This is a genomic window from Variovorax sp. 160MFSha2.1 (assembly GCF_048305075.1).
In the GTDB taxonomy this organism is placed as follows: Bacteria; Pseudomonadota; Gammaproteobacteria; order Burkholderiales; family Burkholderiaceae_C; genus Variovorax; species Variovorax guangxiensis.
Genome location: NZ_CP157624.1, coordinates 1,620,543 through 1,641,930, shown reverse-complemented (window position 1 = coordinate 1,641,930; position 21,388 = coordinate 1,620,543). Strand labels below are relative to the sequence as shown.

Below are 21,388 nucleotides of genomic sequence, written 5' to 3'. Positions count from 1 at the left end.
GGGTCAGGCGACTAGTTTGTGGGCAGCCAGCACTTCGCGCCAGGCCGCGAGCTTGCGCTCGAAGCTCCACGACGCATTGGCGGGGCTGGTGGAAGGCAGCTGGTAGACCGGCACGCCCAGCGCGCGCGTGTGGCGCGCATGCTTGAAGCTCTCGCCGCCGTTGTGCGCGATGGCCGCGAGCTTCGGCAGGTGCAGGCCGGCGATGTCGTTGGCCACGGGCGCGCGGATGGCCGAGTCGAGGCTGCCCTCGCGCTCGCAGGACGCATACACGTCCCACACGCCCAGGCCGCGGTCGAGCAACCACCGGCAGCGCGGCCCGTAGCTGTCGGCGCCCGAGGGCAAGGGGATGTCGGGCCACACGGCTTGCAGGATCTTCCAGAACTGGTTTTGGGGGTGTGCATAGTACTGCTGCCGCTCGAGCGACTTCACTCCCGGAAAGCTGCCCAGGATCAGGACGACGGTGGCCGGCGAGACGATGGGCGCGAGCCCCGTGAGCAACGGGCTCGCGGCGGCCGTGGATGCGGCGGAGGGGTTCATGGTCGGCAATCGTGCCACTGTCGGGCGCGTGCCCCGTGCGCCCATAAAAAAACCCGCCGAAGCGGGTTCTTTCGCGAGATCCGGAAGGGTTCCGGAACTGTTTACTTCTTGGCGGCTTCGTTCTCGGCCGTGCCGGGGATCTTCTCGCCGATCGCCTTGCCGGTGGAACGCATGCCGTCGGCCGTCTTGTGGCCGGCGTTCTCGACGGCATCGCCGGTCTTCGCGGCGGCGTTCTTGGTGGCGTTGGTTGCCTTCTTGGTGGTGCGCTTGGTCGCGTTCCAGGCCTTCTTGGAGCCGCGCTCGGTAGCGTTCACGGCCTTCTTGGTGGTGCTCTTGGTCGCGTCCCAGGCCTTCTCCGCGCCGCGCTCGGTGGCGTTCACCGCATCCTTGCCGGCTTCCTTCACCTTCTCGGTGGTGGATGGCTCGGTGGTGGCTGCGGTCTGCGCAACGGCCGACAGGCCGATGGATGCCAGCGCCAGGGCGACGACGACGGGAACGGTACGAACAAAGGACTTGGTCATGAAAGAACTCCTTTTTTGAGTGAAGTATGGGAGTGACGGATGTGCCACTGCACAACCAACGCCACTTCGAACTTCAAGGATGACAGCAAAAACGGGCCCTTGGCACGCCCGGACGCAACTCGGGGCATCGGCCTACGCGAGGGGTTTCCGGCCATCCGACACGGACAGCAGACTTTGGAGCTTCGGCAGCGCCGCGACCGCGTTGCGAGTGGTCGCTTCGGCCAGCGCATCGATGCCGATGCCCCGCAGATCGGCCACCACCTCGGCGATGCGCGGCAGCTCGGCCGGCTCGTTGCGCCCCTGCGGCTCGCCGGCATCGCGCTGGGCCTGCGTGCGGTAGATCCAGTGTGGCTGGATGTCGGGCGCGTCGGTCTCCATCACGATCGATTCCATCGGCAGCGCGGAGGCCAGCCGCCGAAGCTGCAGAGCACGCTCGAAGGTCACCGCGCCGCCGAAGCCGAGCTTGAGCCCGAGCTCGATGCACGCGCCGGCCTGCTGCCCGCTGCCGTTGAAGGCGTGCGCGATGCCCTGCCACGGCCGCCCGCCCGCCGTCTGCCGCAGATGCTTGAGCACCTTGTCGACCGAGCGCCGAACGTGGATGAGCACGGGTAACCCGTGCTTGCGTGCCAGTTGCAACTGAGTGTGAAAAAACCGCTCCTGCTTTTCGCCGTCTAGCCCTTCGACGAAGTAGTCCAGGCCGATCTCGCCGACCGCCACCAGCCTCGGGTCGTCGCGCCGGGCGGCGAGTTCGGCGTCGAGGGTTTGCAGATCCTCGTCCTTCGCCTCGCCGGTGCACAGCGGGTGGATGCCCAGCGCATAGGCATCGCCCTGCGCGTGGGCCAGCTCGCGCACGGTGGCGAAGTTGAAGACGGCCACGGCCGGGATCACGCACATCGCCACCCCCCGCTCGGCGGCATGGGCGCGCAGCACCGGCATCTCCGCACCGAATTCGGGCGCGTCCAGATGACAGTGGGTATCGATGAAGGTAGCCATCGCGCGATGATGCCCGATGGGATGCGCAGGCGCGGAAAGCGTGCTACTGTGAACTCCTCTACACGCGATTGCGATTTTTTAAGCCGGAGGTACTCCGATGCGCAGGCCCGCTTTCTACAGCCGTTCGCCCCGCACGCAGCCACCGGCCGCAGACGAGGCGGCCGAACGGGCGGATGCGCCGGCATCGCCTGAGACGGCCGGCGCGGGCTCCGTACCTCCCGAAACTCCTGTCAGGAAAGCAGGCTGGCAGCCCGGACGCCGCAGCTTCGCGCTGCTCGTCGTGCTCTCGGCCGCGATGGTCGCCGGCGCCGTGCTCTGGGCGCCGCGCCCTGGCACCAAGGTTCTCACCCAGAAAGACATCGACGCGGCTGTGCTGCGCACGCTGCAGACCAACACCCTGCCCTCGCCCGCGGCCAAGGCGGCCGACATCATCCGGCCCTCGGTGGTGCGGGTGGTGAGCTACGGCGAGGAGAAGAACACGCCCGAGGCCAAGACCCAGAAGCGCGGGCGCAACATGGCCAAGGGCAAGCCGCCCGAGGCGCCCAACGACGGCGGCGCGCCGGGCGAGTTCGAGCGCGGCGTGGGCACGGGGGTGGTGATCGTCGACAAGGGCGTGATCCTCACCAACCTGCACGTGGTCGCCGGCGCCGACAAGATCAAGGTCACCTTCTACGACGGCCTGGAGGCGCCCGCCACCATCACCGGCGTGCAGCCCGAGAACGACCTCGCGGTGCTGCAGGCGCAGAAGATTCCCGACGACCTGATCCCCGCCACCATGCGCTCCACCGCCGACCTGCGCCCCGGCGACCAGGTGGCGGCCGTGGGCTTTCCCTTCGGCATCGGGCCCTCGGTGTCGGCCGGCGTGGTGTCGGGGCTGAAGCGCTCGTTCCGCTCGCCCGAGGGCAAGCAGGAGCTGGGCAACCTGATCCAGTTCGACGCGGCCGCCAACCCCGGCAACTCGGGCGGACCACTGATCAACATGGACGGCGAGGTGCTCGGCATCGTCACCGCCATCCTCAACCCGACGCAGCAGCGCACCTTCATCGGCATCGGCTTCGCGGTGCCCATCGAGAACGCGGCCTCGGCCGCGGGCTCGCCGCCGTTCTGAACGATCTTCTTTCTTCTCTTCCCTTCCTCTCGAAAGCCCTTCGCATGAGCACAGCAGAGACCACCGCCAACCCCACGCCGGCCGGGACGGCCGAACTGATGGAGCAGATCCTCTACGAGGTGAAGCGCGTGGTCGTCGGGCAGGACCGCTTCCTGGAGCGCGTGATGGTCGCCATGCTCGCGGGCGGGCACCTGCTGGTCGAGGGCGTGCCGGGGCTGGCGAAGACGCTCACGGTGAAGACGCTGGCCGACACGGTGCGCGGCCAGTTCAAGCGCATCCAGTTCACGCCCGACCTCGTGCCCGCCGACCTGGTGGGCACGCGCATCTATAACCAAAAGACCGGCGACTTCAGCACCTCGCTGGGCCCGGTGTTCGCCAACCTGCTGCTGGCAGACGAAATCAACCGCGCGCCGGCCAAGGTGCAGAGCGCGCTGCTCGAGGTGATGCAGGAGCGCCAGGTGACCATTGCCGGCGAGACACACAGGGTGCCGCGCCCCTTCCTCGTGATGGCCACGCAGAACCCCATCGAGACCGAGGGCACCTATCCGCTGCCCGAGGCGCAGGTCGACCGCTTCATGATGAAGGTGCTGGTCGACTATCCCACCGACGAGGAAGAGTTCGTCATCGTGCAGCGCGTGATCGGCGCGCCCGTCAGCGCCACGCCGGTCGCCACCACCGAGCAGCTCGCGGCGCTGCAGGCCGAGGCGCGGTGCGTGTACGTCGACCCTTCGCTCATCCAGTACGCGGTGAAGCTGGTGTCGGCCACGCGCACGCCCGAGAAGCATGGGCTGAAGGACCTGCGCCGCTTCATCACCTTCGGCGCCAGCCCGCGCGCCAGCATCAGCCTGACCGAAGGTGCACGCGCCCTCGCCCTGCTGCGCGGACGCAGCTATGCGCTGCCGGAAGACATGACGGCGCTGGTGCCCGACGTGCTGCGCCACCGCGTCACGCTTTCCTACGAGGGGCTGTCCGAAGGACTGACGCCCGACAGCCTGGTCGAGAAGATCATGCGCGCAGTCCCCGCTCCTCCGAAACCGCTCGAACATGAAAAGCTGGTGGCGTAAGGCCCCCGCGGCCGCGAACGACGACCGGCTCGCCATGGAGGCCGGAGGGGCGGAACGCGCGCTGCGCCGGCTCGAGTGGACCGTGATCCGCCGCCTCGACGGCCTGCTGCAGGGCGACTACCGCACGCTGATGCGCGGCACCGGGCTCGACCTGGCCGACCTGCGCGAATACCAGCACCACGACGACGTGCGCCACATCGACTGGAACGTCACCGCGCGGCTGCAGACGCCGCATGTGCGCGTGTTCACCGAAGACCGCGAGATGGCCGCATGGTTCGTGCTCGACCTGAGCCGCTCGGTCGACTTCGGCTCGGGCCTGAAAGCCAAGCGCGAGATCTCGGCGGGCTTCGTCGGCGTGCTGGCGCGGCTGCTCACGCGGCACGGCAACCGGGTGGGCGCGCTGGTCTACGGCAGCGATCTCGAAGCGGTGATCCCGCCGCGCAGCGGGCGGCGCCATGTGCTGCACCTGCTGCACGCGATGGAAAAGCGCGCCGGAAAGGCCGGCACCGAGCCCGCGCAGAAAGGCATGACGCGGCTGGCCGACCTGCTCAAGTCGGCCGCCACCCTGATGCCGCGGCGCTCCACCGTGTTCGTGGTGTCCGACTTCCTGAGCGAACCCGGCTGGGAGCGCCCGCTGGGCCAATTGGTGCAGCGCCACGAGGTGGTCGCGGTGCGCCTGTTCGATCCGCTCGAGCTGGAGTTGCCCGACCTCGGCCTGGTGCCGCTGCGCGACGCCGAGACCGGCGAGCAGCTGTGGGTCGATACCCACGACGCGGGCTTCCGCAAGCGCTTCGCCCGGCTGGCGGCCGAGCGCGAGAACACATTGCGCGAGGCGCTGGCCCGGGCCGGTGTCGACGCGCTCGAACTCTCGACCGATGACGACCTGGTGGAAGCCATCGTCCGTTTCGCCGATCTGCGCAAGCGCCGCGCGCGCATCGGCCAGGCTGGCCTGAAGGCGGTGGCAGCATGACTTTTCTCTGGCCTCAATTCCTCTGGCTGCTGGCGGCGCTGCCGCTGCTGATCCTGCTCTACCTCTGGCTGCTGCGGCGCAAGAAGAAGCTGGCGGTGCGCTACGCCAGCCTGTCGATCGTGCGAGAAGCCATGGGCGCCGGGCAGAGCGTGCGGCGGCACCTGCCGCCCCTGCTGTTCCTGCTGGCCATGGCCGCGATGCTGGTGGCCGCGGCGCGGCCGATGGCGGTGGTGGTGCTGCCGTCGAACCAGCAGACCATCATCCTGGCGATGGACGTATCGGGCAGCATGCGCGCGGCCGACGTGCAGCCCAACCGGCTGGTGGCGGCGCAGGAGGCGGCCAAGAGCTTCATCAAGGACCTGCCGCGCACCGTGAAGGTGGGCATCGTCGCCTTCGCGGGCAGCGCGCAGGTGGCGCAGCTGCCCACCACCAACCATGAAGACCTGGTGACCGCCATCGACAGCTTCCAGCTGCAGCGCGCCACCGCCACCGGCAACGCCATCGTGGTGTCGCTGGCCACGCTGTTCCCCGACGCGGGCATCGACGTCGAGCAGTTCAGCTCGCCCAGCCGCCAGCGCGGTGCGGCCATCGACCAGAACGAGAAGAAGCTCAAGGAGTTCACGCCGGTGGCGCCGGGCTCGTTCACCTCGGCCGCGGTCATCATGCTGACCGACGGCCAGCGCACCACCGGCGTCGACCCGCTCGATGCGGCCAAGGCGGCCGCCGACCGCGGCGTGCGCATCTACACGGTGGGCGTGGGCACGGTGGACGGCGAGACCATCGGCTTCGAAGGCTGGTCGATGCGCGTGCGGCTCGACGAGGACACGCTCAAGGCCATCGCCAACAAGACCAACGCCGAATACTTCTACGCCGGCACCGCGAATGACCTGAAGAAGGTCTACGAAACGCTGAGCTCCAAGCTCACGGTGGAGAAGAAGGAAACCGAAATTTCCGCGCTCTTCGCGCTGGGCGCGGCCGTGCTTACGCTGCTGTCGGCCGGGCTCTCGCTGCTCTGGTTCAACCGGATTCTCTAGCGCCGCGGGGGGCCGCCGGCGCCTCGGGCGACTTCACCGCCCCGATGCCGCCGAGGAACAGGTCGGCCACGATGGGCGCGATGGCCACGTGGTCGAGCCGGCCGTCGGGCTTCATCCAGGTGAACATCCAGTTGATCATGCCGAAGAGCAGCATGGTCAGCGGCTTGGCGAGGTCGTCGCTGGGCGCACCGGGGCGCAGCGCCGACACTGCGCGCGCGAAGCCCGCGACCACCTCGCGTTCCTTGTCGAGCACGCGCTCGCGGTCGGCCTCTTCGAGAAAGCGCACGTCGTCGGTCAGCACGCGGTGCGCGTCCTGGGCGCCGGCGTATTCCTCGACGATGCGGTAGATGAAGCGGCGCAGGCGCTCCTCGTCGGTGTGCGTCGAGGCTTCTTCCTCGGCCACCAGCGCCGCGAGCTTGGACACGTGCGTTTCCGCGATGCTGATGAGCAGGCTGCTCTTGTCCTTGTAGTAGTGGTAGAGCGTGGCCTTCGAGAGGCCGCAGGCCTCGGCCACCTGGTTCATCGAGGTGGCAGGGTAGCCGCTGCGCGCGAACAGCTGGGCGGCCTGCGCGAGGATGAATTCACGCTGGTCCTCGTAGGTGGCGGATCTTCCACGCGGCATCGGTTCGTGTTCCTGGGTTCTTCGGTGTTGGGGTTGAAGGCAACGCGCGATCTTGCCCGAAGCTCGGCGAGGTTCAGCCGCGCTTCGTCGCGATGAGCGAACGCACGTCGGTGGCCGGCAGGCTCGGGCGGTTCTTCTCCAAGCTGGAAAGCGGCTCCACCTCGCGCAGGCTCGCGAGGCTGCGCACCGTGAGCGCCTGGTAGGTCTGGGTGCCTTCGAGCTTCCAGGCGATCTCTTCATCGCTCAGCTCGCGCTTGACCTTTGCCGGAATGCCGGCGCTCAGCGTGCGCGCCGGCACCTTCATGCCGGCCGGCACGAAGGCGCACGCTGCGACGATGGCTTTCTCGCCGATCTCGGCCTCGTCCATCACCACCGCGTTCATGCCCACCAGCGCGTCGCGCCGCACGATGCAGCTGTGCAGGATCGCGCCGTGCCCGATGTGGCCGTTGACCTCGACGACCGTGTCGTTGTCGGGAAAGCCGTGGATGCAGCAGTGGTCCTGCACGTTGGAGCCCTCCTCCAGCACGATGCGGCCGAAGTCGCCGCGCAGGCTGGCACACGGGCCCACGTAGCAGTTGGGGCCGACGATCACGTCGCCGATCAGCACGGCCGTGGGATGCACGTAGGCGCTCGGATCGACGACCGGGATCACGCCGTCGATGGAATAGCTGGGCATTCGCTCTGTCTCCTTGTCTTGCCTTGGCTGGCTTTCAGCGCGCTCTCAGGGTTTGCCCTGATCGAGCCGCCTTGTGCCGCCATCGAGGTCGATCCTAAAATCAACCGAACGGTCGGTCAATAGTGTTTGCACGCCGGCCCGTACCCATAAGGATGAAAGAGACAAGCGATGACTGAGCCTTTGGTACTCACCAGCAACGCCGGTGCCGTCCGCACGCTGAGCCTGAACCGGCCGGCTGCTCTCAACAGCTTCACGACGCAATTGCATGAAGCGCTGATGGCCGAGCTGGAAGCCGCGGCATCCGACGGGAGCGTGCGCTGCGTGGTGCTCACGGGTGCCGGCCGCGCCTTCTGCGCGGGTCAGGACCTGGCCGACCCGTCTGTTGCGCCCGACACCACGCCTGGCGCCGCGCCCAAAGACCTGGGCCATGTCATCTCCACCTGGTACGCCCCGCTCGTCGCGCGCCTGCGCTCGATGCCGGTTCCCGTGATCGCCGCCGTCAACGGCGTGGCCGCCGGCGCGGGGGCCAACCTGGCGCTGTGCTGCGACATCGTGGTGGCCGCGCGTTCGGCAAGCTTCATCCAGGCCTTCACCAAGATCGGCCTCGTGCCCGACACCGGCGGCACCTGGCTGCTGCCGCGCCTCGTGGGCTCGGCGCGCGCGCTGGGCATCGCGATGCTCGGCGACAAGCTGCCCGCCGAGGAAGCCGCGCGCATCGGCCTGATCTGGCAGTGCGTGGACGACGCAGCGCTCGCCGAAACGGCAGCCGCCCTCGCATCGAAGCTCGCCGGCATGCCCACGCGCGCCCTCGTCGCCACCCGCGAGGCCATGGCCGCCGCGCAGCACATGGACCTGGGCGCGGCGCTGGCCGAGGAAGCCCGCATCCAGCGCGAGATGGGCAACGCCAATGACTACCGCGAAGGCGTGGAAGCCTTCCGCGCCAAGCGCGCGCCCGTCTTCAAGGACCGCTGAAGCCATGACCGACAACAACCAGCAACGCACGCCCCAGCAGACGGCCGAGTACGTCCGCGACGGCATGTTCGCCAACGACAACGCCAGCAAGGGCCTGGGCATGCGCATCGTGGAGGTCGGCCCCGGCCAGGCCACCATCGAGATGCGCGTGCGCCCCGACATGCTCAACGGCCACGCGATCTGCCACGGCGGCTTCATGGCCACGCTGGCCGATTCGACCTTCGCCTTCGCCTGCAACTCGTACGACGAGCTGACCGTGGCCTCGGGCTTCGCCATCGACTTCATCGCCCCCGCGCGCGAGGGCGACGTGCTCACCGCGCGCTGCCACGAGGTGTCGAAGGCCGGGCGCACCGGCGTGTACGACACCGAGATCACCAACCAGCGCGGCGAGCGCGTCGCGATCTTCCGCGGCCGCTCCTACACCGCCAAGGGCCGCCCGGCCGTTCCGCCCGCCGCAGCAGCCGCCTGAGGAGACAACACCCATGACAGTCAAACGCCCCGCCCCCGGCGAGCTCGAGCCCATCGAAACCGCCAGCCGCGACGAGATCGCCGCGCTGCAGCTCGCCCGCCTGCGCACCACGCTGCAGCGCGCCTACGACAACGTGCCGCACTACCGCCGCGCCTTCGACGCCAAGGGCGTGCACCCCGACGACCTGAAGTCGCTGGCCGACCTGTCGAAGTTCCCGTTCACGGTGAAGAGCGACCTGCGCGACAACTACCCCTTCGGCATGTTCGCCGTGCCGCGCGAGAAGGTCGCGCGCATCCACGCCTCTTCCGGTACCACCGGCAAGCCGACCGTGGTGGGCTACACGCTGCAGGACATCGACACCTGGGCCGACCTCGTCGCCCGCTCCATCCGCGCCGCGGGCGGCCGTCCCGGCGACATGGTGCACGTGTCGTACGGCTACGGCCTCTTCACCGGCGGCCTGGGCGCGCACTACGGCGCCGAGCGCGCGGGCTGCACCGTCATCCCGATGTCGGGCGGCCAGACCGAGAAGCAGGTGCAGCTCATCCAGGACTTCAAGCCGAACATCATCATGGTCACGCCCAGCTACATGCAGGTGATCATCGAGCAGTTCGAGCGCCAGGGGCTCGACGCGAAGGAGAGCTCGCTCAAGGTAGGCATCTTCGGCGCCGAGCCGTGGACCGAAGCCATGCGCCGCGACATCGAGGCCAGGGCCGGCATCGACGCGGTCGACATCTATGGCCTCAGCGAAGTGATGGGCCCGGGCGTGGCCAGCGAATGCGTGGAGAGCAAGGACGGCCCCGTGATCTGGGAAGACCACTTCTACCCCGAGATCATCGACCCCGAGACCGGCGAGCTGAAGGCCGACGGCGAGGAAGGCGAACTCGTCTTCACCTCGCTGAGCAAGGAGGCCATGCCGATCGTGCGCTACCGCACGCGCGACCTCACGCGCCTGTTGCCGCCCACCTCGCGCTCGTTCCGCCGCATGGGCAAGATCGTCGGGCGCAGCGACGACATGATGATCATCCGCGGCGTCAACGTCTTCCCCACGCAGGTGGAGGAGATCGTGCTCGCGCACCAGGCGCTCTCGGGCCTCTACCAGGTGCACGTGAGCCGCGCCGACAAGCTCGACCAGGTCGAGATCCACTGCGAGCTCAAGCCCGCGGATGTCGCATCGGCCGACCGCGCCGCCATCGGCGACTGGCTGCAGCACCGCGTGAAGACGCTCATCGGCATCTCCACCCGCGTGGTGGTGCACGGCCCCGACGAGATGGAACGCACCCAGACCGGCAAGGCGCGCCGCGTGATCGACACACGCCCGCGCTGACACAAGCCACTTCCAACACCGACCGAAAGGACACGCACATGTACACCCAGGCGATGGACACCATGGGCAAGGACGCGGGCGACGGCAAGCAGAAGGCCGTGCGCTCCGCAGAGGAGATGCAGCTCGAGGAGCGCTTCGACGCGCACATCGACGCCGGCGACTTCATCGAGGCGAAGGACTGGATGCCCGAGCACTACCGCAAGACGCTGGTGCGGCAGATCAGCCAGCACGCGCACTCGGAAATCGTCGGCATGCTGCCCGAGGGCAACTGGATCAGCCGCGCGCCCACGCTCAAGCGCAAGGCCATCCTGCTGGCCAAGGTGCAGGACGAGGGCGGCCACGGCCTCTACCTGTATGCCGCGGCCGAGACGCTGGGCACCTCGCGCGACCAGATGTTCGAGGCGCTGCACAGCGGCAAGGCCAAATACAGCTCGATCTTCAACTACCCCACGCTGACCTGGGCCGACATGGGCACCATCGGCTGGCTGGTGGACGGCGCGGCCATCATGAACCAGGTGCCGATCTGCCGCTGCTCGTACGCGCCGTATGCGCGCGCCATGATCCGCATCTGTCGCGAGGAGAGCTTCCACCAGCGCCAGGGCTACGAGTCGCTGCTGACCATGATGACCCACGGCACCGAGGCGCAGAAGGCCATGGTGCAGGACGCGGTCAACCGCTGGTGGTGGCCCTCGATCATGATGTTCGGCCCGCCGGACGACCAGTCGCCCAACAGCGCGCAGTCGATGCGCTGGGGCATCAAGCGCTTCAGCAACGACGAGCTGCGCCAGAAGTTCGTCGACGCCACCGTGGAGCAGGCCCGCATCCTCGGCGTGACCCTGCCCGACCCCGACCTCAAGTGGAACGAAGAGCGCCAGGCGCACGACTTCGGCGCCATCGACTGGAGCGAGTTCTGGCGCGTGATCGGCGGCGACGGCCCCTGCAACCGCGAACGCCTGCAGGCCCGCGTCGACGCCTGGGAAGACGGCGCATGGGTGCGCGAAGCCGCGCTGGCCCACGCCAACAAACAACCTATGAAGGAGGCGGCATGACCGTCGAACAGAAGCAAGAGTGGCCCCTGTGGGAAGTGTTCGTGCGCAGCAAGGCCGGCCTGGACCACAAGCACTGCGGCAGCCTGCACGCCGCCGACCCGAAGATGGCGATCCAGATGGCGCGCGACGTGTACACCCGCCGCCAGGAAGGCAGCAGCATCTGGGTGGTGCGTTCCGACCAGATCGTGGCCAGCGATCCGGGCGACAAGGACATGTTCTTCGACCCGGCCGAGGACAAGGTGTACCGCCACCCGACCTTCTATGCCCTGCCCAAGTCGGTCGACCACATGTGAGCGTCGCCCCATGCAAGCATCGATCGAACTGAACCGCACGCCCGCCGTGCAATACCTGCTGCGCATCGGAGACACCTGCCTGGTGCTCGCGCAGCGCCTGGGTGAATGGTGCGGCCACGCGCCCGTGCTGGAGGAAGACATCGCGATGGCCAACATCGCGCTCGACCTCGTCGGCCAGGCCCGCGCGCTGCTCACGCACGCCGGCAAGCTCGAAGGCGCCGGCCGCGAGCATGACGAGGATCAGCTCGCCTACCTGCGCGACGAGCGCGACTACTTCAACCTCACCATCGCCGAACTGCCGCGCGGCGACTTCGCCTTCGCCGTGGTGCGCAACACCATGGTTTCGACGCTGCTGAAGCTGCTGTGGCAGCGCCTGGCCGCATCGAACGACCCCGAGGTGGCGGCCATCGCCGGCAAGGCGCTGAAGGAAGCGCGCTACCACCAGCAGCACTCGGGCGACTGGGTGGTGCGGCTGGGCGACGGCACCGAGGAATCGCGCCGCCGCACCGAGAAGGCGCTGAAGCAGCTGTGGCTCTACATGCCCGAGCTGTTCTTCAGCGACGACGTGGATGCCGCCGCCAGCGCGAGCGGCCTCGGCCCGGCATGGAGCGAACTTCGCGAGCCCTGGCTCGCCGAGATGCAGCAGGTGCTGGACGCCGCCGGCCTCGCCATGCCCAAGGAAGCCGCCTTCCGCAGCACCGGCAAGCACGGCGTGCACAGCGAGCACATGGGCTACATCCTCGCGGAGATGCAGCACCTGCAGCGCACCTTCCCCGGAGGCGTGTGGTGACCGCCCTGGCCTCGCGTGTCGATGCCGCATGGGCGGTGCTGCACACCGTGCCCGACCCCGAGGTGCCGGCCGTGTCGGTGTGCGACCTCGGCATCGTGCGCGAGGTGATCGAGCACGACGACGGCCTGGAGATCGTGCTCACGCCGACCTACTCCGGCTGCCCCGCGACCGAGGCCATCGAGCACGACGTGCTGGCCGCCGTCGAGCAGGCCGGCCTCGGCCGCGCGCGCGCCACCCTGCGCCGCGCGCCTGCCTGGACCAGCGACTGGATCAGCGACGAGGGCCGCGCCAAGCTCAAGGCCTACGGCATCGCGCCGCCCGCGCACCTGAACGCGGAGCAGGCCGCCAACACCGCCATGCCGATCAGGCTCTTCGGCCGCATCGCCGGCGAGCGCATCGCCTGCCCGCGCTGCGCGAGCGAGCGCACCGAGCGGCTGTCGGCCTTCGGCTCCACCGCCTGCAAGGCCCTGTACCGCTGCATGGCGTGCAAGGAGCCTTTCGAACACTTCAAACCCATCTGAGACTTCCCCCGCGATGAGCACCCTCTTCCATCCCCTGCGCGTGAAGGCCATCGAGCCCGACACGGCCGAGGCCGTCATCGTCTCCTTCGAGGTGCCGGCCGATCTGCAGCAGGTCTTCGGCTTCACGCAGGGCCAGTACCTCACGCTGCGCCACGAGATCGACGGCCAGGACCTGCGCCGCTCCTACTCGATCTGCGCCGGCCTCGACGACGGCGAGTTGCGCGTCGGCGTGCGCAAGGTGCGCGGCGGCGTGTTCTCCAACTGGATCAACGCGAGCCTGAAGCCCGGCGACACCATCCAGGTGATGGCGCCGCAGGGCCGCTTCTTCGTGCCCATCGAGCCCGGCTCGGCGCGCCATCACGTCGGCATTGCCGGTGGCAGCGGCATCACGCCCATCCTGTCGATCATGAAGACGGTGCTCGCGCGCGAGCCGCACAGCCGCTTCACGCTGATCTACGGCAACCGCCAGCTGCAGTCCACGATGTTCAAGGAAGAGATCGAGGACCTGAAGAACCGCTACATGACGCGCCTCGTGCTGCAGCACGTGTTCTCCGACGAGCACACCGATTCGCCGCTGGGCTTCGGCGTGATGAACCGCAAGAAGATCGGCGAGTTCCTCGCGAGCGTGGTGCCTGCAGCGGACATCGACCATGTGTACGTGTGTGGCCCCTTCCAGATGAACGACGAAGCCGAGGCCGCGCTGCTGGCGGCCGGCGTGCCAGAAGACCGCATCCACATCGAGCGCTTCGGCGTCGCCCTGCCCTCGGCCACGCAGGTGGGCGCGGTGGTGCACGAGGCGCAGCCGGGCGACGCGAAGCAGGCGCGCATCGTCATCGTGCGCGACGGGCTGCAGCGCGAGATCACCTTCACCGAAGGGCAGCCCAGCATCCTCGATGCGGCATCGGCCGCGGGGCTCGAGGTGCCGTTCTCATGCACCTCGGGCGTGTGCGGCACCTGCCGCGCGAAGTGCGTGGACGGGGAAGTCCGCATGGAAAGAAACTTCGCGCTCGACAAGAATGAAGTCGCCGCGGGTTTCGTACTGACCTGCCAGGCGCACCCCCTTACCGAACGCGTCACGCTGTCGTTCGACGAGCGCTGAAAGATGAACCCACCCCCGAATCTCCGCGCACTTCGTGTCGCTTCGGATCCCCCCTCAAGGGGGCGCACCCGGTGGCCCGGCAAAGCCGGTTCCACGGGTGCCCTGAAAAAGACACCTGCAACGGAGATACTTCAGGCCTCAATCGATTTTCAACCCGGAGACAAAGCAACATGAAATTCTTCAAGCCCCTGCTGACCGCCGCCCTGTGCGCCACGGCCCTCGCGGCCTGGGCCGACGTCAACGTCGGCGTGACCATCTCGGCCACCGGCCCGGCAGCCTCGCTGGGCATCCCCGAGAAGAACACCATCTCGCTGATGCCCAAGACGATCGGCGGGCAGAAGATCAACTACATCGTGCTTGACGACGCCTCCGACACCACCGCGGCCGTCAACAACACGCGCAAGCTCATCGCCGAGAACAAGGTCGACGTGATCCTGGGCTCGACCACCACGCCGGCCTCGCTCGCCATGATCGACGTGGCCAGCGAGGCGCAGACGCCGATGATCTCGGTGGCCGCGTCGGCGCGCATCATCGAGCCGATGGACGCCAAGAAGAAGTGGGTGTTCAAGACGCCGCAGAACGACATCATGATGTCGCTGGCCATCGCCGAGCACATGGCCGCTAACGGTGTGAAGACCGTCGCCTTCATCGGCTTCTCCGACGCGTACGGCGAAGGCTGGTCGCAGGAGTTCGCCAAGGCCGCCGACCTGAAGAAGATCAAGATCGTGGCCAACGAGCGCTATGCCCGCACCGACACCTCGGTGACAGGCCAGGCCCTGAAGATCATGGCCGCCAAGCCCGACGCGGTGCTGGTCGCCGGCTCCGGCACGCCGGCCGCGCTGCCGCAGAAGACGCTGAAGGAGCGCGGCTACGCCGGCAAGATGTACCAGACCCACGGCGTGGCCAACGCCGACTTCCTGCGCGTGGGCGGCAAGGACGTGGAAGGCACCTTCCTGCCCGCCGGCCCCGTGCTCGTGGCCGACCAGCTGCCCGCCGGCAACCCGGTGAAGAAGTCCGCGCTCGCCTACGTGTCCGCCTATGAAGCCGCCTACGGCAAGGGCTCGGTCTCTACCTTCGGCGGCCACGCCTGGGACGCCGGCCTGCTGATGAGCTCGGCCGTGCCCGTCGCGCTGAAGAAGGCCCAGCCCGGCACGCCCGAGTTCCGTGCCGCACTGCGCGACGCGCTGGAGCAGACCAAGGAAGTGGCCGGCGCGCACGGTGTGTTCAACATGACCGCACAGGACCACCTGGGCCTGGACCAGCGTGCACGCGTCATGGTCAAGATCGAGAACGGCGCCTGGAAGTACCAACCATAAGCTCGCCCCCAGGCTCCGCGCACTTCGTGTCGCTTCTCCCACCCCCTACCGGGGGCAACACCAGAGGCCCGGCAAAGCCGGTTCCTCGGTGTTCCTGAATTGAGTCACGGGCGACGCCCGAAGGTTGTTTTATGGATTTGCAGATTGCCCTTTTGCTGGGGCAGGACGGCATCGTGAACGGCGCGGTCTACGGACTGATGGCGCTCGCGCTGGTGCTGGTGTTTTCGGTCACGCGCGTGATCTTCATCCCGCAGGGCGAGTTCGTCGCCTTCGGTGCGCTGTCGATGGCCGCGCTGCAGGGCGGGCGCGCGCCCTCCACGCTGTGGCTGCTGCTGGCGCTTGCCGCCATCGTGCTGGTGGTGGAAGCCTGGCGCTGGAAGCGCGGCGCCACCGTCGACTGGCGCTCGGCGCTGACCTGGTGCGTGGCCTTTCCGGCCATCGCTGCGGTACTGGTGCTCGGCTTCAAGCCTACCTCGCTCGCAATGCAGTCGATCGCCACGCTGGTGCTGATCGCGCCGCTGGGCCCGCTGCTGTACCGCGTCGCCTACCGCCCGCTGGCGGATGCCAGCGTGCTGATGCTGCTGATCGTGTCGGTGGCGCTGCATGGTGTGCTCGTGGGCCTGGGCCTTTTCTTCTTCGGCGCCGAAGGTTCGCGCACCAGTGCGTTCTCCGAATTGCGCTTCGACCTCGGCGGCATTCCGGTCAACGGCCAGTCGCTGGTGGTGGTCGGCGTCACGCTGGTGCTGGTGATCGCGATGTTCTGGTTCTTCGGCCGCTCGATGGTCGGCAAGGCGCTGCGCGCCACCGCCATCAATCGCGTGGGCGCGCGGCTGTCGGGCATTCCCACCGAACTCTCGGGCGACCTGAGCTTCGCGCTGGCGGCAGTCATCGGCGCCATCTCGGGCCTGCTGATCGCACCGATCACCACGGTCTACTACGACACCGGCTTCCTCATCGGCCTGAAGGGCTTCGTGGCCGCCATCGTCGGCGGGCTGGCGAGCTATCCGCTGGCGCTCGCGGGCGCGCTGCTGGTAGGCCTGCTGGAGGCTTTCTCTTCCTTCTGGGCCAGCGCATACAAGGAAGTGCTGGTCTTCACCCTGATCATTCCGGTGCTGCTGTGGCGCTCGCTGAACAGCCATCACGTGGAGGACGAGGAATGAACCCGTCTTCACCGACCACCGCTCCCGCAGCCGCCAGTGCGGCACCCGAGGCCCGCCCGCTCGTGACGCCGCGCGTGCTCACCCTCGTCTTCATCGTCGCGCTCGCGCTGGCCTGGGGCTGGCTGCCCGAGTTCACCGTCAGCGTGCTCAGCAACATCGGCCTGTACGCGCTGGTGGCCGTGGGCCTGGTGCTGCTGACGGGCGTGGGCGGCATGACCTCGTTCGGCCAGGCCGCCTTCGTCGGCATGGGTGCCTACGCCACCGCATGGATCTGCACCTCGCCAACCGCCGCCGGCTGGCTCGGCGGCCTCGCGGGCTCGGCGCTGGTGCCCTGGCTGGGCCTGCTGCTCGGTCTGGCGCTGACCTTCGCGCTGGCCTGGGCGCTCGGCGCGGTCACGCTCAAGCTCTCGGGCCACTATCTGCCGCTGTGCACCATCGCGTGGGGCCTGAGCCTGTACTTCCTGCTGGGCAACATGGAGTTCCTCGGCGGCCAGACCGGCATCACCGGCATTCCGCCGCTGGTGGTGGCGGGCGTTTCCTTCGCCACGCCGCGCATGCTGGGCGTGGTGATCTGGGCGGTGCTGCTGCTGGCGCTTTGGGCCATGCACAACCTGCTCGACTCGCGCGAGGGCCGAGCCATCCGCGCGCTCAAGGGCGGCCGGCTGATGGCCGAGTCGATGGGCGTGGACACTGCGCGCCACCGCATCAAGCTCTTCGTGCTGGCGGCCCTGCTCGCGGCCATCTCTGGCTGGCTCTATGCCCACATGCAGCGCTTCGTGAACCCCACGCCCTTCAACCTGAACATCGGCATCGAGATGCTGTTCATGGCGGTGGTCGGCGGCGCGGGCCACCTCTGGGGCGCGGTACTGGGCGCCACGCTGATCACGCTGCTGAAGGAAAAGCTGCAGGACGTGCTGCCCGCGCTGCTGGGCACCAGCGGCAACTTCGAGGTGGTGGTGTTCGGCCTGCTGATGCTCTTCGTGCTGCAGCGCTTCGCCGATGGCCTGTGGCCCACGCTCGCGCGGCTGTCGCGCCGCTGGGTGCGCGAAGTGCCGCGTGCGGCCGGTGCCGGCCCCGCCGCATCGACCAACGTGCAGCTCGCGCAGCGCGCGGTGCCGGCCGCCGGCACGCTGCTGCTGCAGGCCGACGGCGTGAGCAAGCGCTTCGGCGGCCTGGTGGCCAACAACGACATCTCGATGACGCTGAAGGCCGGCGAGGTGCATGCGCTCATCGGCCCCAACGGGGCGGGCAAGAGCACCTTCTTCAACATGATCTCGGGCGTGGACGATCCGACGACCGGCGAAGTGCGCCTGGTGGGCCAGCCCATGTCGGGCAAGCCCTCGCGCGCCTTCGCATCGCTGGGCCTGGGCCGCACCTTCCAGCACGTGCGCCTGCTCGGCCAGCGCAGCGTGGTCGAGAACGTCGCGCTCGGCGCCCACCTTCGTGCGAAGCGCGGCTGGCTGTCGGCCATGCTGCGCCTGGACCGCGCCGAAGAGGCCGCGCTGATGGCCGAAGCCCGCAGGCAGATCGAACGCTGCGGCCTCGGCGCGCATGCCGACACGCCCGCTGCATCGCTCTCGCTCGGCCAGCAGCGCGTGGTGGAAATCGCCCGCGCGCTCGCCGGCCAGCCCTCGGTGCTGCTGCTCGACGAACCCGCCGCCGGCCTGCGCCACCTGGAGAAGCGCGCCCTCTCGGAACTGCTCGCGCAGCTGCGCGCCGAAGGCCTCGGCATCCTGGTGGTGGAACACGACATGGAGTTCGTGATGAACCTCGCCGACCGCATCACGGTGCTCGAATTCGGCACCGTCATCGCCACCGGCACGCCCGCCGAAGTGCAGGCCAATCCGCGCGTGCTCGAAGCCTATCTGGGCGGCGCCGACGACGAACTGCTGGAAGACGCACGATGAGCCACCCATTGCTTCAACTCGACGGCTTCTGCGTGGCCTACCGCACCGTGGAAGCGGTGCACAGCGTGCGCCTGCAGGTGAACGAGGGCGAGATCGTCACCGTCATCGGCCCCAACGGCGCCGGCAAGACCACGCTGCTGTGCGCGGCGACGGGCCTGCTGCCTTCCACCGGCCAGCTGCTGCTGGACGGCGAGCGCGTCTCGCGCCCCAGCGTCGAGACCATGGTGGCGCGCGGCGTCGCGCTGGTGCCCGAGCGGCGCGAGCTGTTCGGCGAGATGTCGGTCGAAGACAACCTGCTGCTCGGCGGCTTCTACCAGTGGCGCAAGGGCAAGCGCGACCAGCGCACGCGCATGGACGAGATCTTCGCCATCTTCCCGCGCCTGAAGGAACGCCGCGCGCAGATGGCATCGACGCTCTCGGGCGGCGAACGCCAGATGCTGGCCATCGGCCGCGCGCTGATGGCGCGGCCGCGCCTGCTGATGCTCGACGAGCCCTCGCTGGGCCTCGCCCCGCTGGTGGTGCGCGAGGTGCTGCGCGTGGTGTCGCAGCTGCGCAGCCACGGCGTGTCGGTGCTGCTGGTGGAGCAGAACGCCTGCGCCGCGCTGCAGGTGGCCGACCGCGCCTATGTGCTGGAGATGGGCGCCGTGGCGCTCGAAGGCAAGGCGCGCGACCTGCTGCATGACCAGCGGATCATCGATACCTATCTGGGCATCGGCAAGAAAGAGTGAGCTGAATTCCTCCCTCCCCCGCTGGGGGAGGGCCGGGGTGGGGGCATGCGGCGGCCGAGAAGGCACTGCGCCGAACCGATGCCGCCTGCCCCATCCCAACCTTCCCCCAGAGGGGGAAGGAGCAAGACAGACACCGCGAAAGGACACGCACCATGACCACCACCCTCCAAAGCTACATCGCCGGCCGCTGGATCGGCCAGCAGGCCGCGCAGCAGCTGCGCAGCGCCGTCAACGGCAAGCCCGTGGCCGCCACGCACGCCGAGGCCATCGACTTCGCCGAGGCGTTGCAGTACGCGCGCCGCACCGGCATCCCGGCGCTGATGAAGCTCGACTTCCAGCAGCGCGCCGAGCGTCTGAAGGCGCTGGCCAAGTTCCTCGCCGCGAACAAGGAAACGCTCTACGCCATCTCGGCCCACACGGGCGCGACGCGCGCCGACAGCTGGATCGACATCGAAGGCGGCGCCGGCACGCTGAGCGCCTACGCCGGCATCGGCACCAACGAGCTGCCCTCGGGCAACCTGGTGCACGAGGGCCCCGCCTTCCCGCTGGGCAAGAAGGGCGGCTTCGCGGGCACGCACATCCTGGTGCCGCGCGGCGGCGTGGCGGTGCACATCGACGCGTTCAACTTCCCGGTGTGGGGCCTGCTCGAGAAGTTCGCGCCCAGCTTCCTCGCTGGCATGCCCTGCATCGGCAAGCCGGCCACGGCCACCAGCTACCTCACAGAAGCGCTGGTGCGGCTGATCGTGCAGTCGGGCATCCTGCCCGAGGGTGCGCTGCAGCTGGTCATCGGCAGCACGGGCGACCTGCTCGACCGGCTCGAAGGGCCCGACGTGGTCACCTTCACCGGCTCGGCCGACACGGCCGCGAAGCTGCGCGTGCATCCGAACATCGTGCGCCAGTCGATCCCGTTCAACGCCGAGGCCGACTCGCTGAACTGCGCGATCCTCGCGCCCGACGTGACGCCCGACGATGAGGAGTTCGATCTCTTCGTGAAGGAGGTGGCGCGCGAGATGACCATCAAGGCCGGCCAGAAGTGCACCGCCATCCGCCGCGCGATCGTGCCGCGCCAGCATCTCGACGCTGTGGCCGAGCGGCTGCGCGCGCGGCTCGCGAAAACGGTCGTTGGTGACCCCTCGCGCGAGGAAGTGCGCATGGGGGCGCTGGCCTCGCGCGACCAGCAGGCCGACGTGGCCGAGCGCGTGGCGACGCTGCTCAAGGGTGCCGAGCTGGTCTACGGCGAGCGCGACGGCTTCTCGCCCGTGGGCGACGGCGTGGGCGAAGGTGCCTTCTTCGCACCCACGCTGCTGCTGAGCCGCAAGCCGCTCGAGCACGACGCAGCGCACGACGTGGAAGCCTTCGGCCCCGTCAGCACGCTGATGCCCTACGACGGCATCGACGAGGCGCTGGCGCTGGCCGCGCGCGGCCGCGGCAGCCTGGTCGGCACGCTGGTCACGCGCGACCCGGCCACCGCCGCCAAGGCGATTCCGGTGGCCGCCGCATGGCACGGCCGCCTGCTGGTGCTGGACCGCGAGGCCGCCGCCGAATCTACCGGCCACGGCTCGCCGCTGCCGCAGCTCAAGCACGGCGGCCCCGGCCGCGCAGGCGGCGGCGAGGAGCTCGGCGGCCTGCGCGCGGTGAAGCACTACCTGCAGCGCACCGCCGTGCAGGGCTCGCCCACCATGCTGGCCGCCATCACCGGCGAGCACGTGCGCGGCGCTGCCGTGCGCGAGAGCGAGGTGCACCCCTTCCGCCGCTACTTCGAGGACCTGCGCGTCGGCGATTCGCTGCTCACGCACCGTCGCACCGTGAGCGAGGCCGACATCGTGGCCTTCGGCGGCATCTCGGGCGACTACTTCTACATGCACTTCGACGAGGTGGCGGCCAAGGAATCGCCCTTCGGCAAGCGCATCGCGCACGGCTACTTCGTGCTGTCGGCGGCCGCGGGCCTGTTCGTGTCGCCCGCGCCGGGGCCGGTGCTGGCCAACTACGGCCTGGACACGCTGCGCTTCACCAAGCCCGTGGCCATCGGCGACACCATCCGCGCGCGCCTGACCTGCAAGCGCAAGATCGACCGCAACAAGAAGGACGCGAGCGGCCAGGGCCAGGGCGTGGTGGCATGGGACGTTGAAGTGACGAACCAGGACGGCGAGCTGGTCGCCAGCTACGATATCCTGACCCTCGTTTCCAAGAAGCCCGAAGCACCCGCCGCCTCGGCCACCGCCTGATGTCCTCTTC

22 protein-coding genes are annotated in these 21,388 nt (G+C 68.8%); 17 read left to right on the top strand and 5 right to left on the bottom strand.

Translation table 11 applies throughout. From position 1 onward, the window contains the following. Positions 1-3 precede the first annotated feature (3 nt). From ABL838_RS07080 to ABL838_RS07070, 3 genes are all read right to left on the bottom strand, one after another. The gene (locus ABL838_RS07080; protein ID WP_126023097.1) at positions 4-537 is read right to left on the bottom strand and encodes a DNA-deoxyinosine glycosylase; all 534 of its coding nucleotides are present in this window, start codon (positions 535-537) and stop codon (positions 4-6) included. Between the two features lie 101 nt (positions 538-638). After that, complete coding sequence (locus ABL838_RS07075) at positions 639-1,058, bottom strand: hypothetical protein (RefSeq protein WP_126023096.1); 420 nt, start codon at positions 1,056-1,058, stop codon at positions 639-641. A 132-nt stretch (positions 1,059-1,190) separates the two neighbouring features. Further along, complete coding sequence (locus tag ABL838_RS07070; RefSeq protein WP_418124839.1) at positions 1,191-2,051, bottom strand: TatD family hydrolase; 861 nt, start codon at positions 2,049-2,051, stop codon at positions 1,191-1,193. A gap of 97 nt (positions 2,052-2,148) precedes the next feature. Here ABL838_RS07070 and ABL838_RS07065 point away from each other — a divergent pair, with 97 nt between their 5' ends. Genes ABL838_RS07065 through ABL838_RS07050 form a run of 4 tightly spaced genes read left to right on the top strand, consistent with a single transcriptional unit; the run spans position 2,149 to position 6,227 of the window. Next, on the top strand, positions 2,149-3,159 hold the full coding sequence (locus ABL838_RS07065; protein WP_418124837.1) for a S1C family serine protease: 1,011 nt from the start codon (positions 2,149-2,151) through the stop codon (positions 3,157-3,159). Between the two features lie 44 nt (positions 3,160-3,203). After that, the gene (locus ABL838_RS07060) at positions 3,204-4,223 is read left to right on the top strand and encodes an AAA family ATPase (RefSeq protein WP_418124836.1); all 1,020 of its coding nucleotides are present in this window, start codon (positions 3,204-3,206) and stop codon (positions 4,221-4,223) included. Further along, complete coding sequence (locus ABL838_RS07055) at positions 4,204-5,193, top strand: DUF58 domain-containing protein (RefSeq protein ID WP_418124835.1); 990 nt, start codon at positions 4,204-4,206, stop codon at positions 5,191-5,193. The genes ABL838_RS07060 and ABL838_RS07055 overlap by 20 nt, the downstream gene beginning before the upstream one ends. After that, entirely contained in the window at positions 5,190-6,227 is a 1,038-nt protein-coding gene (locus ABL838_RS07050; protein WP_126023091.1) for a VWA domain-containing protein, read from the top strand. Before ABL838_RS07055 ends, ABL838_RS07050 begins: the two co-directional genes overlap by 4 nt. On the opposite strand, the gene ABL838_RS07045 is transcribed toward ABL838_RS07050, so the two are convergent. Next, complete coding sequence (locus tag ABL838_RS07045; RefSeq protein ID WP_418124834.1) at positions 6,211-6,849, bottom strand: TetR/AcrR family transcriptional regulator; 639 nt, start codon at positions 6,847-6,849, stop codon at positions 6,211-6,213. The two genes, ABL838_RS07050 and ABL838_RS07045, sit on opposite strands and share 17 nt — an antisense overlap. A gap of 73 nt (positions 6,850-6,922) precedes the next feature. Then, on the bottom strand, positions 6,923-7,525 hold the full coding sequence (locus tag ABL838_RS07040) for a phenylacetic acid degradation protein PaaY (RefSeq protein WP_418124832.1): 603 nt from the start codon (positions 7,523-7,525) through the stop codon (positions 6,923-6,925). A 168-nt stretch (positions 7,526-7,693) separates the two neighbouring features. Between ABL838_RS07040 and ABL838_RS07035 the strand changes: the two genes are divergently transcribed. From ABL838_RS07035 to paaZ, 13 genes are all read left to right on the top strand, one after another. Continuing rightward, the gene (locus ABL838_RS07035; protein WP_418124831.1) at positions 7,694-8,497 is read left to right on the top strand and encodes an enoyl-CoA hydratase-related protein; all 804 of its coding nucleotides are present in this window, start codon (positions 7,694-7,696) and stop codon (positions 8,495-8,497) included. 4 nt (positions 8,498-8,501) lie between these two features. After that, on the top strand, positions 8,502-8,966 hold the full coding sequence (gene paaI, locus ABL838_RS07030; protein WP_184635257.1) for a hydroxyphenylacetyl-CoA thioesterase PaaI: 465 nt from the start codon (positions 8,502-8,504) through the stop codon (positions 8,964-8,966). 13 nt (positions 8,967-8,979) lie between these two features. Next, a complete protein-coding gene (paaK, locus tag ABL838_RS07025) occupies positions 8,980-10,290 on the top strand; it encodes a phenylacetate--CoA ligase PaaK (protein ID WP_184635255.1) in 1,311 nt (436 codons plus the stop codon). Between the two features lie 38 nt (positions 10,291-10,328). Continuing rightward, positions 10,329-11,339, top strand: coding sequence for a 1,2-phenylacetyl-CoA epoxidase subunit PaaA (gene paaA, locus ABL838_RS07020; RefSeq protein ID WP_369659378.1), 1,011 nt, complete (start codon positions 10,329-10,331; stop codon positions 11,337-11,339). Further along, entirely contained in the window at positions 11,336-11,632 is a 297-nt protein-coding gene (gene paaB, locus ABL838_RS07015; RefSeq protein ID WP_126023084.1) for a 1,2-phenylacetyl-CoA epoxidase subunit PaaB, read from the top strand. The genes paaA and paaB overlap by 4 nt, the downstream gene beginning before the upstream one ends. Positions 11,633-11,642: 10 nt before the next feature. Beyond that, positions 11,643-12,422, top strand: coding sequence for a 1,2-phenylacetyl-CoA epoxidase subunit PaaC (gene paaC, locus ABL838_RS07010; RefSeq protein ID WP_184635253.1), 780 nt, complete (start codon positions 11,643-11,645; stop codon positions 12,420-12,422). Continuing rightward, complete coding sequence (paaD, locus tag ABL838_RS07005) at positions 12,416-12,943, top strand: 1,2-phenylacetyl-CoA epoxidase subunit PaaD (protein WP_418124829.1); 528 nt, start codon at positions 12,416-12,418, stop codon at positions 12,941-12,943. Before paaC ends, paaD begins: the two co-directional genes overlap by 7 nt. Before the next feature lie 13 nt (positions 12,944-12,956). Beyond that, positions 12,957-14,042: a 1,2-phenylacetyl-CoA epoxidase subunit PaaE gene (gene paaE / locus ABL838_RS07000; RefSeq protein ID WP_418124827.1), complete on the top strand. Its 1,086-nt coding sequence runs from the start codon at positions 12,957-12,959 to the stop codon at positions 14,040-14,042. A 170-nt stretch (positions 14,043-14,212) separates the two neighbouring features. Next, positions 14,213-15,358 carry an ABC transporter substrate-binding protein gene (locus tag ABL838_RS06995; protein ID WP_418124826.1) on the top strand — a complete coding sequence of 382 codons (1,146 nt, stop codon included), beginning with the start codon at positions 14,213-14,215 and terminating at the stop codon, positions 15,356-15,358. A 131-nt stretch (positions 15,359-15,489) separates the two neighbouring features. Then, a complete protein-coding gene (locus tag ABL838_RS06990) occupies positions 15,490-16,518 on the top strand; it encodes a branched-chain amino acid ABC transporter permease (protein ID WP_418124824.1) in 1,029 nt (342 codons plus the stop codon). Next, positions 16,515-18,425, top strand: a complete 1,911-nt coding sequence (locus tag ABL838_RS06985; RefSeq protein WP_418124822.1) for an ABC transporter permease subunit — start codon at positions 16,515-16,517, stop codon at positions 18,423-18,425. The genes ABL838_RS06990 and ABL838_RS06985 overlap by 4 nt, the downstream gene beginning before the upstream one ends. Beyond that, a complete protein-coding gene (locus tag ABL838_RS06980; RefSeq protein ID WP_418124821.1) occupies positions 18,422-19,153 on the top strand; it encodes an ABC transporter ATP-binding protein in 732 nt (243 codons plus the stop codon). Before ABL838_RS06985 ends, ABL838_RS06980 begins: the two co-directional genes overlap by 4 nt. Positions 19,154-19,305: 152 nt before the next feature. Further along, complete coding sequence (gene paaZ / locus ABL838_RS06975; RefSeq protein WP_369659384.1) at positions 19,306-21,378, top strand: phenylacetic acid degradation bifunctional protein PaaZ; 2,073 nt, start codon at positions 19,306-19,308, stop codon at positions 21,376-21,378. The last annotated feature ends 10 nt before the right edge of the window (positions 21,379-21,388 follow it).

Bases quoted from the DNA above. Each gene is read 5' to 3' on its own strand.
- ABL838_RS07080 (WP_126023097.1), bottom strand. From the start codon at position 537: ATGAACCCCTCCGCCGCATCCACGGCCGCCGCGAGCCCGTTGCTCACG.
- ABL838_RS07075 (WP_126023096.1), bottom strand. From the start codon at position 1,058: ATGACCAAGTCCTTTGTTCGTACCGTTCCCGTCGTCGTCGCCCTGGCG.
- ABL838_RS07070 (WP_418124839.1), bottom strand. From the start codon at position 2,051: ATGGCTACCTTCATCGATACCCACTGTCATCTGGACGCGCCCGAATTC.
- ABL838_RS07065 (WP_418124837.1), top strand. From the start codon at position 2,149: ATGCGCAGGCCCGCTTTCTACAGCCGTTCGCCCCGCACGCAGCCACCG.
- ABL838_RS07060 (WP_418124836.1), top strand. From the start codon at position 3,204: ATGAGCACAGCAGAGACCACCGCCAACCCCACGCCGGCCGGGACGGCC.
- ABL838_RS07055 (WP_418124835.1), top strand. From the start codon at position 4,204: ATGAAAAGCTGGTGGCGTAAGGCCCCCGCGGCCGCGAACGACGACCGG.
- ABL838_RS07050 (WP_126023091.1), top strand. From the start codon at position 5,190: ATGACTTTTCTCTGGCCTCAATTCCTCTGGCTGCTGGCGGCGCTGCCG.
- ABL838_RS07045 (WP_418124834.1), bottom strand. From the start codon at position 6,849: ATGCCGCGTGGAAGATCCGCCACCTACGAGGACCAGCGTGAATTCATC.
- ABL838_RS07040 (WP_418124832.1), bottom strand. From the start codon at position 7,525: ATGCCCAGCTATTCCATCGACGGCGTGATCCCGGTCGTCGATCCGAGC.
- ABL838_RS07035 (WP_418124831.1), top strand. From the start codon at position 7,694: ATGACTGAGCCTTTGGTACTCACCAGCAACGCCGGTGCCGTCCGCACG.
- paaI (WP_184635257.1), top strand. From the start codon at position 8,502: ATGACCGACAACAACCAGCAACGCACGCCCCAGCAGACGGCCGAGTAC.
- paaK (WP_184635255.1), top strand. From the start codon at position 8,980: ATGACAGTCAAACGCCCCGCCCCCGGCGAGCTCGAGCCCATCGAAACC.
- paaA (WP_369659378.1), top strand. From the start codon at position 10,329: ATGTACACCCAGGCGATGGACACCATGGGCAAGGACGCGGGCGACGGC.
- paaB (WP_126023084.1), top strand. From the start codon at position 11,336: ATGACCGTCGAACAGAAGCAAGAGTGGCCCCTGTGGGAAGTGTTCGTG.
- paaC (WP_184635253.1), top strand. From the start codon at position 11,643: ATGCAAGCATCGATCGAACTGAACCGCACGCCCGCCGTGCAATACCTG.
- paaE (WP_418124827.1), top strand. From the start codon at position 12,957: ATGAGCACCCTCTTCCATCCCCTGCGCGTGAAGGCCATCGAGCCCGAC.
- ABL838_RS06995 (WP_418124826.1), top strand. From the start codon at position 14,213: ATGAAATTCTTCAAGCCCCTGCTGACCGCCGCCCTGTGCGCCACGGCC.
- ABL838_RS06990 (WP_418124824.1), top strand. From the start codon at position 15,490: ATGGATTTGCAGATTGCCCTTTTGCTGGGGCAGGACGGCATCGTGAAC.
- ABL838_RS06985 (WP_418124822.1), top strand. From the start codon at position 16,515: ATGAACCCGTCTTCACCGACCACCGCTCCCGCAGCCGCCAGTGCGGCA.
- ABL838_RS06980 (WP_418124821.1), top strand. From the start codon at position 18,422: ATGAGCCACCCATTGCTTCAACTCGACGGCTTCTGCGTGGCCTACCGC.
- paaZ (WP_369659384.1), top strand. From the start codon at position 19,306: ATGACCACCACCCTCCAAAGCTACATCGCCGGCCGCTGGATCGGCCAG.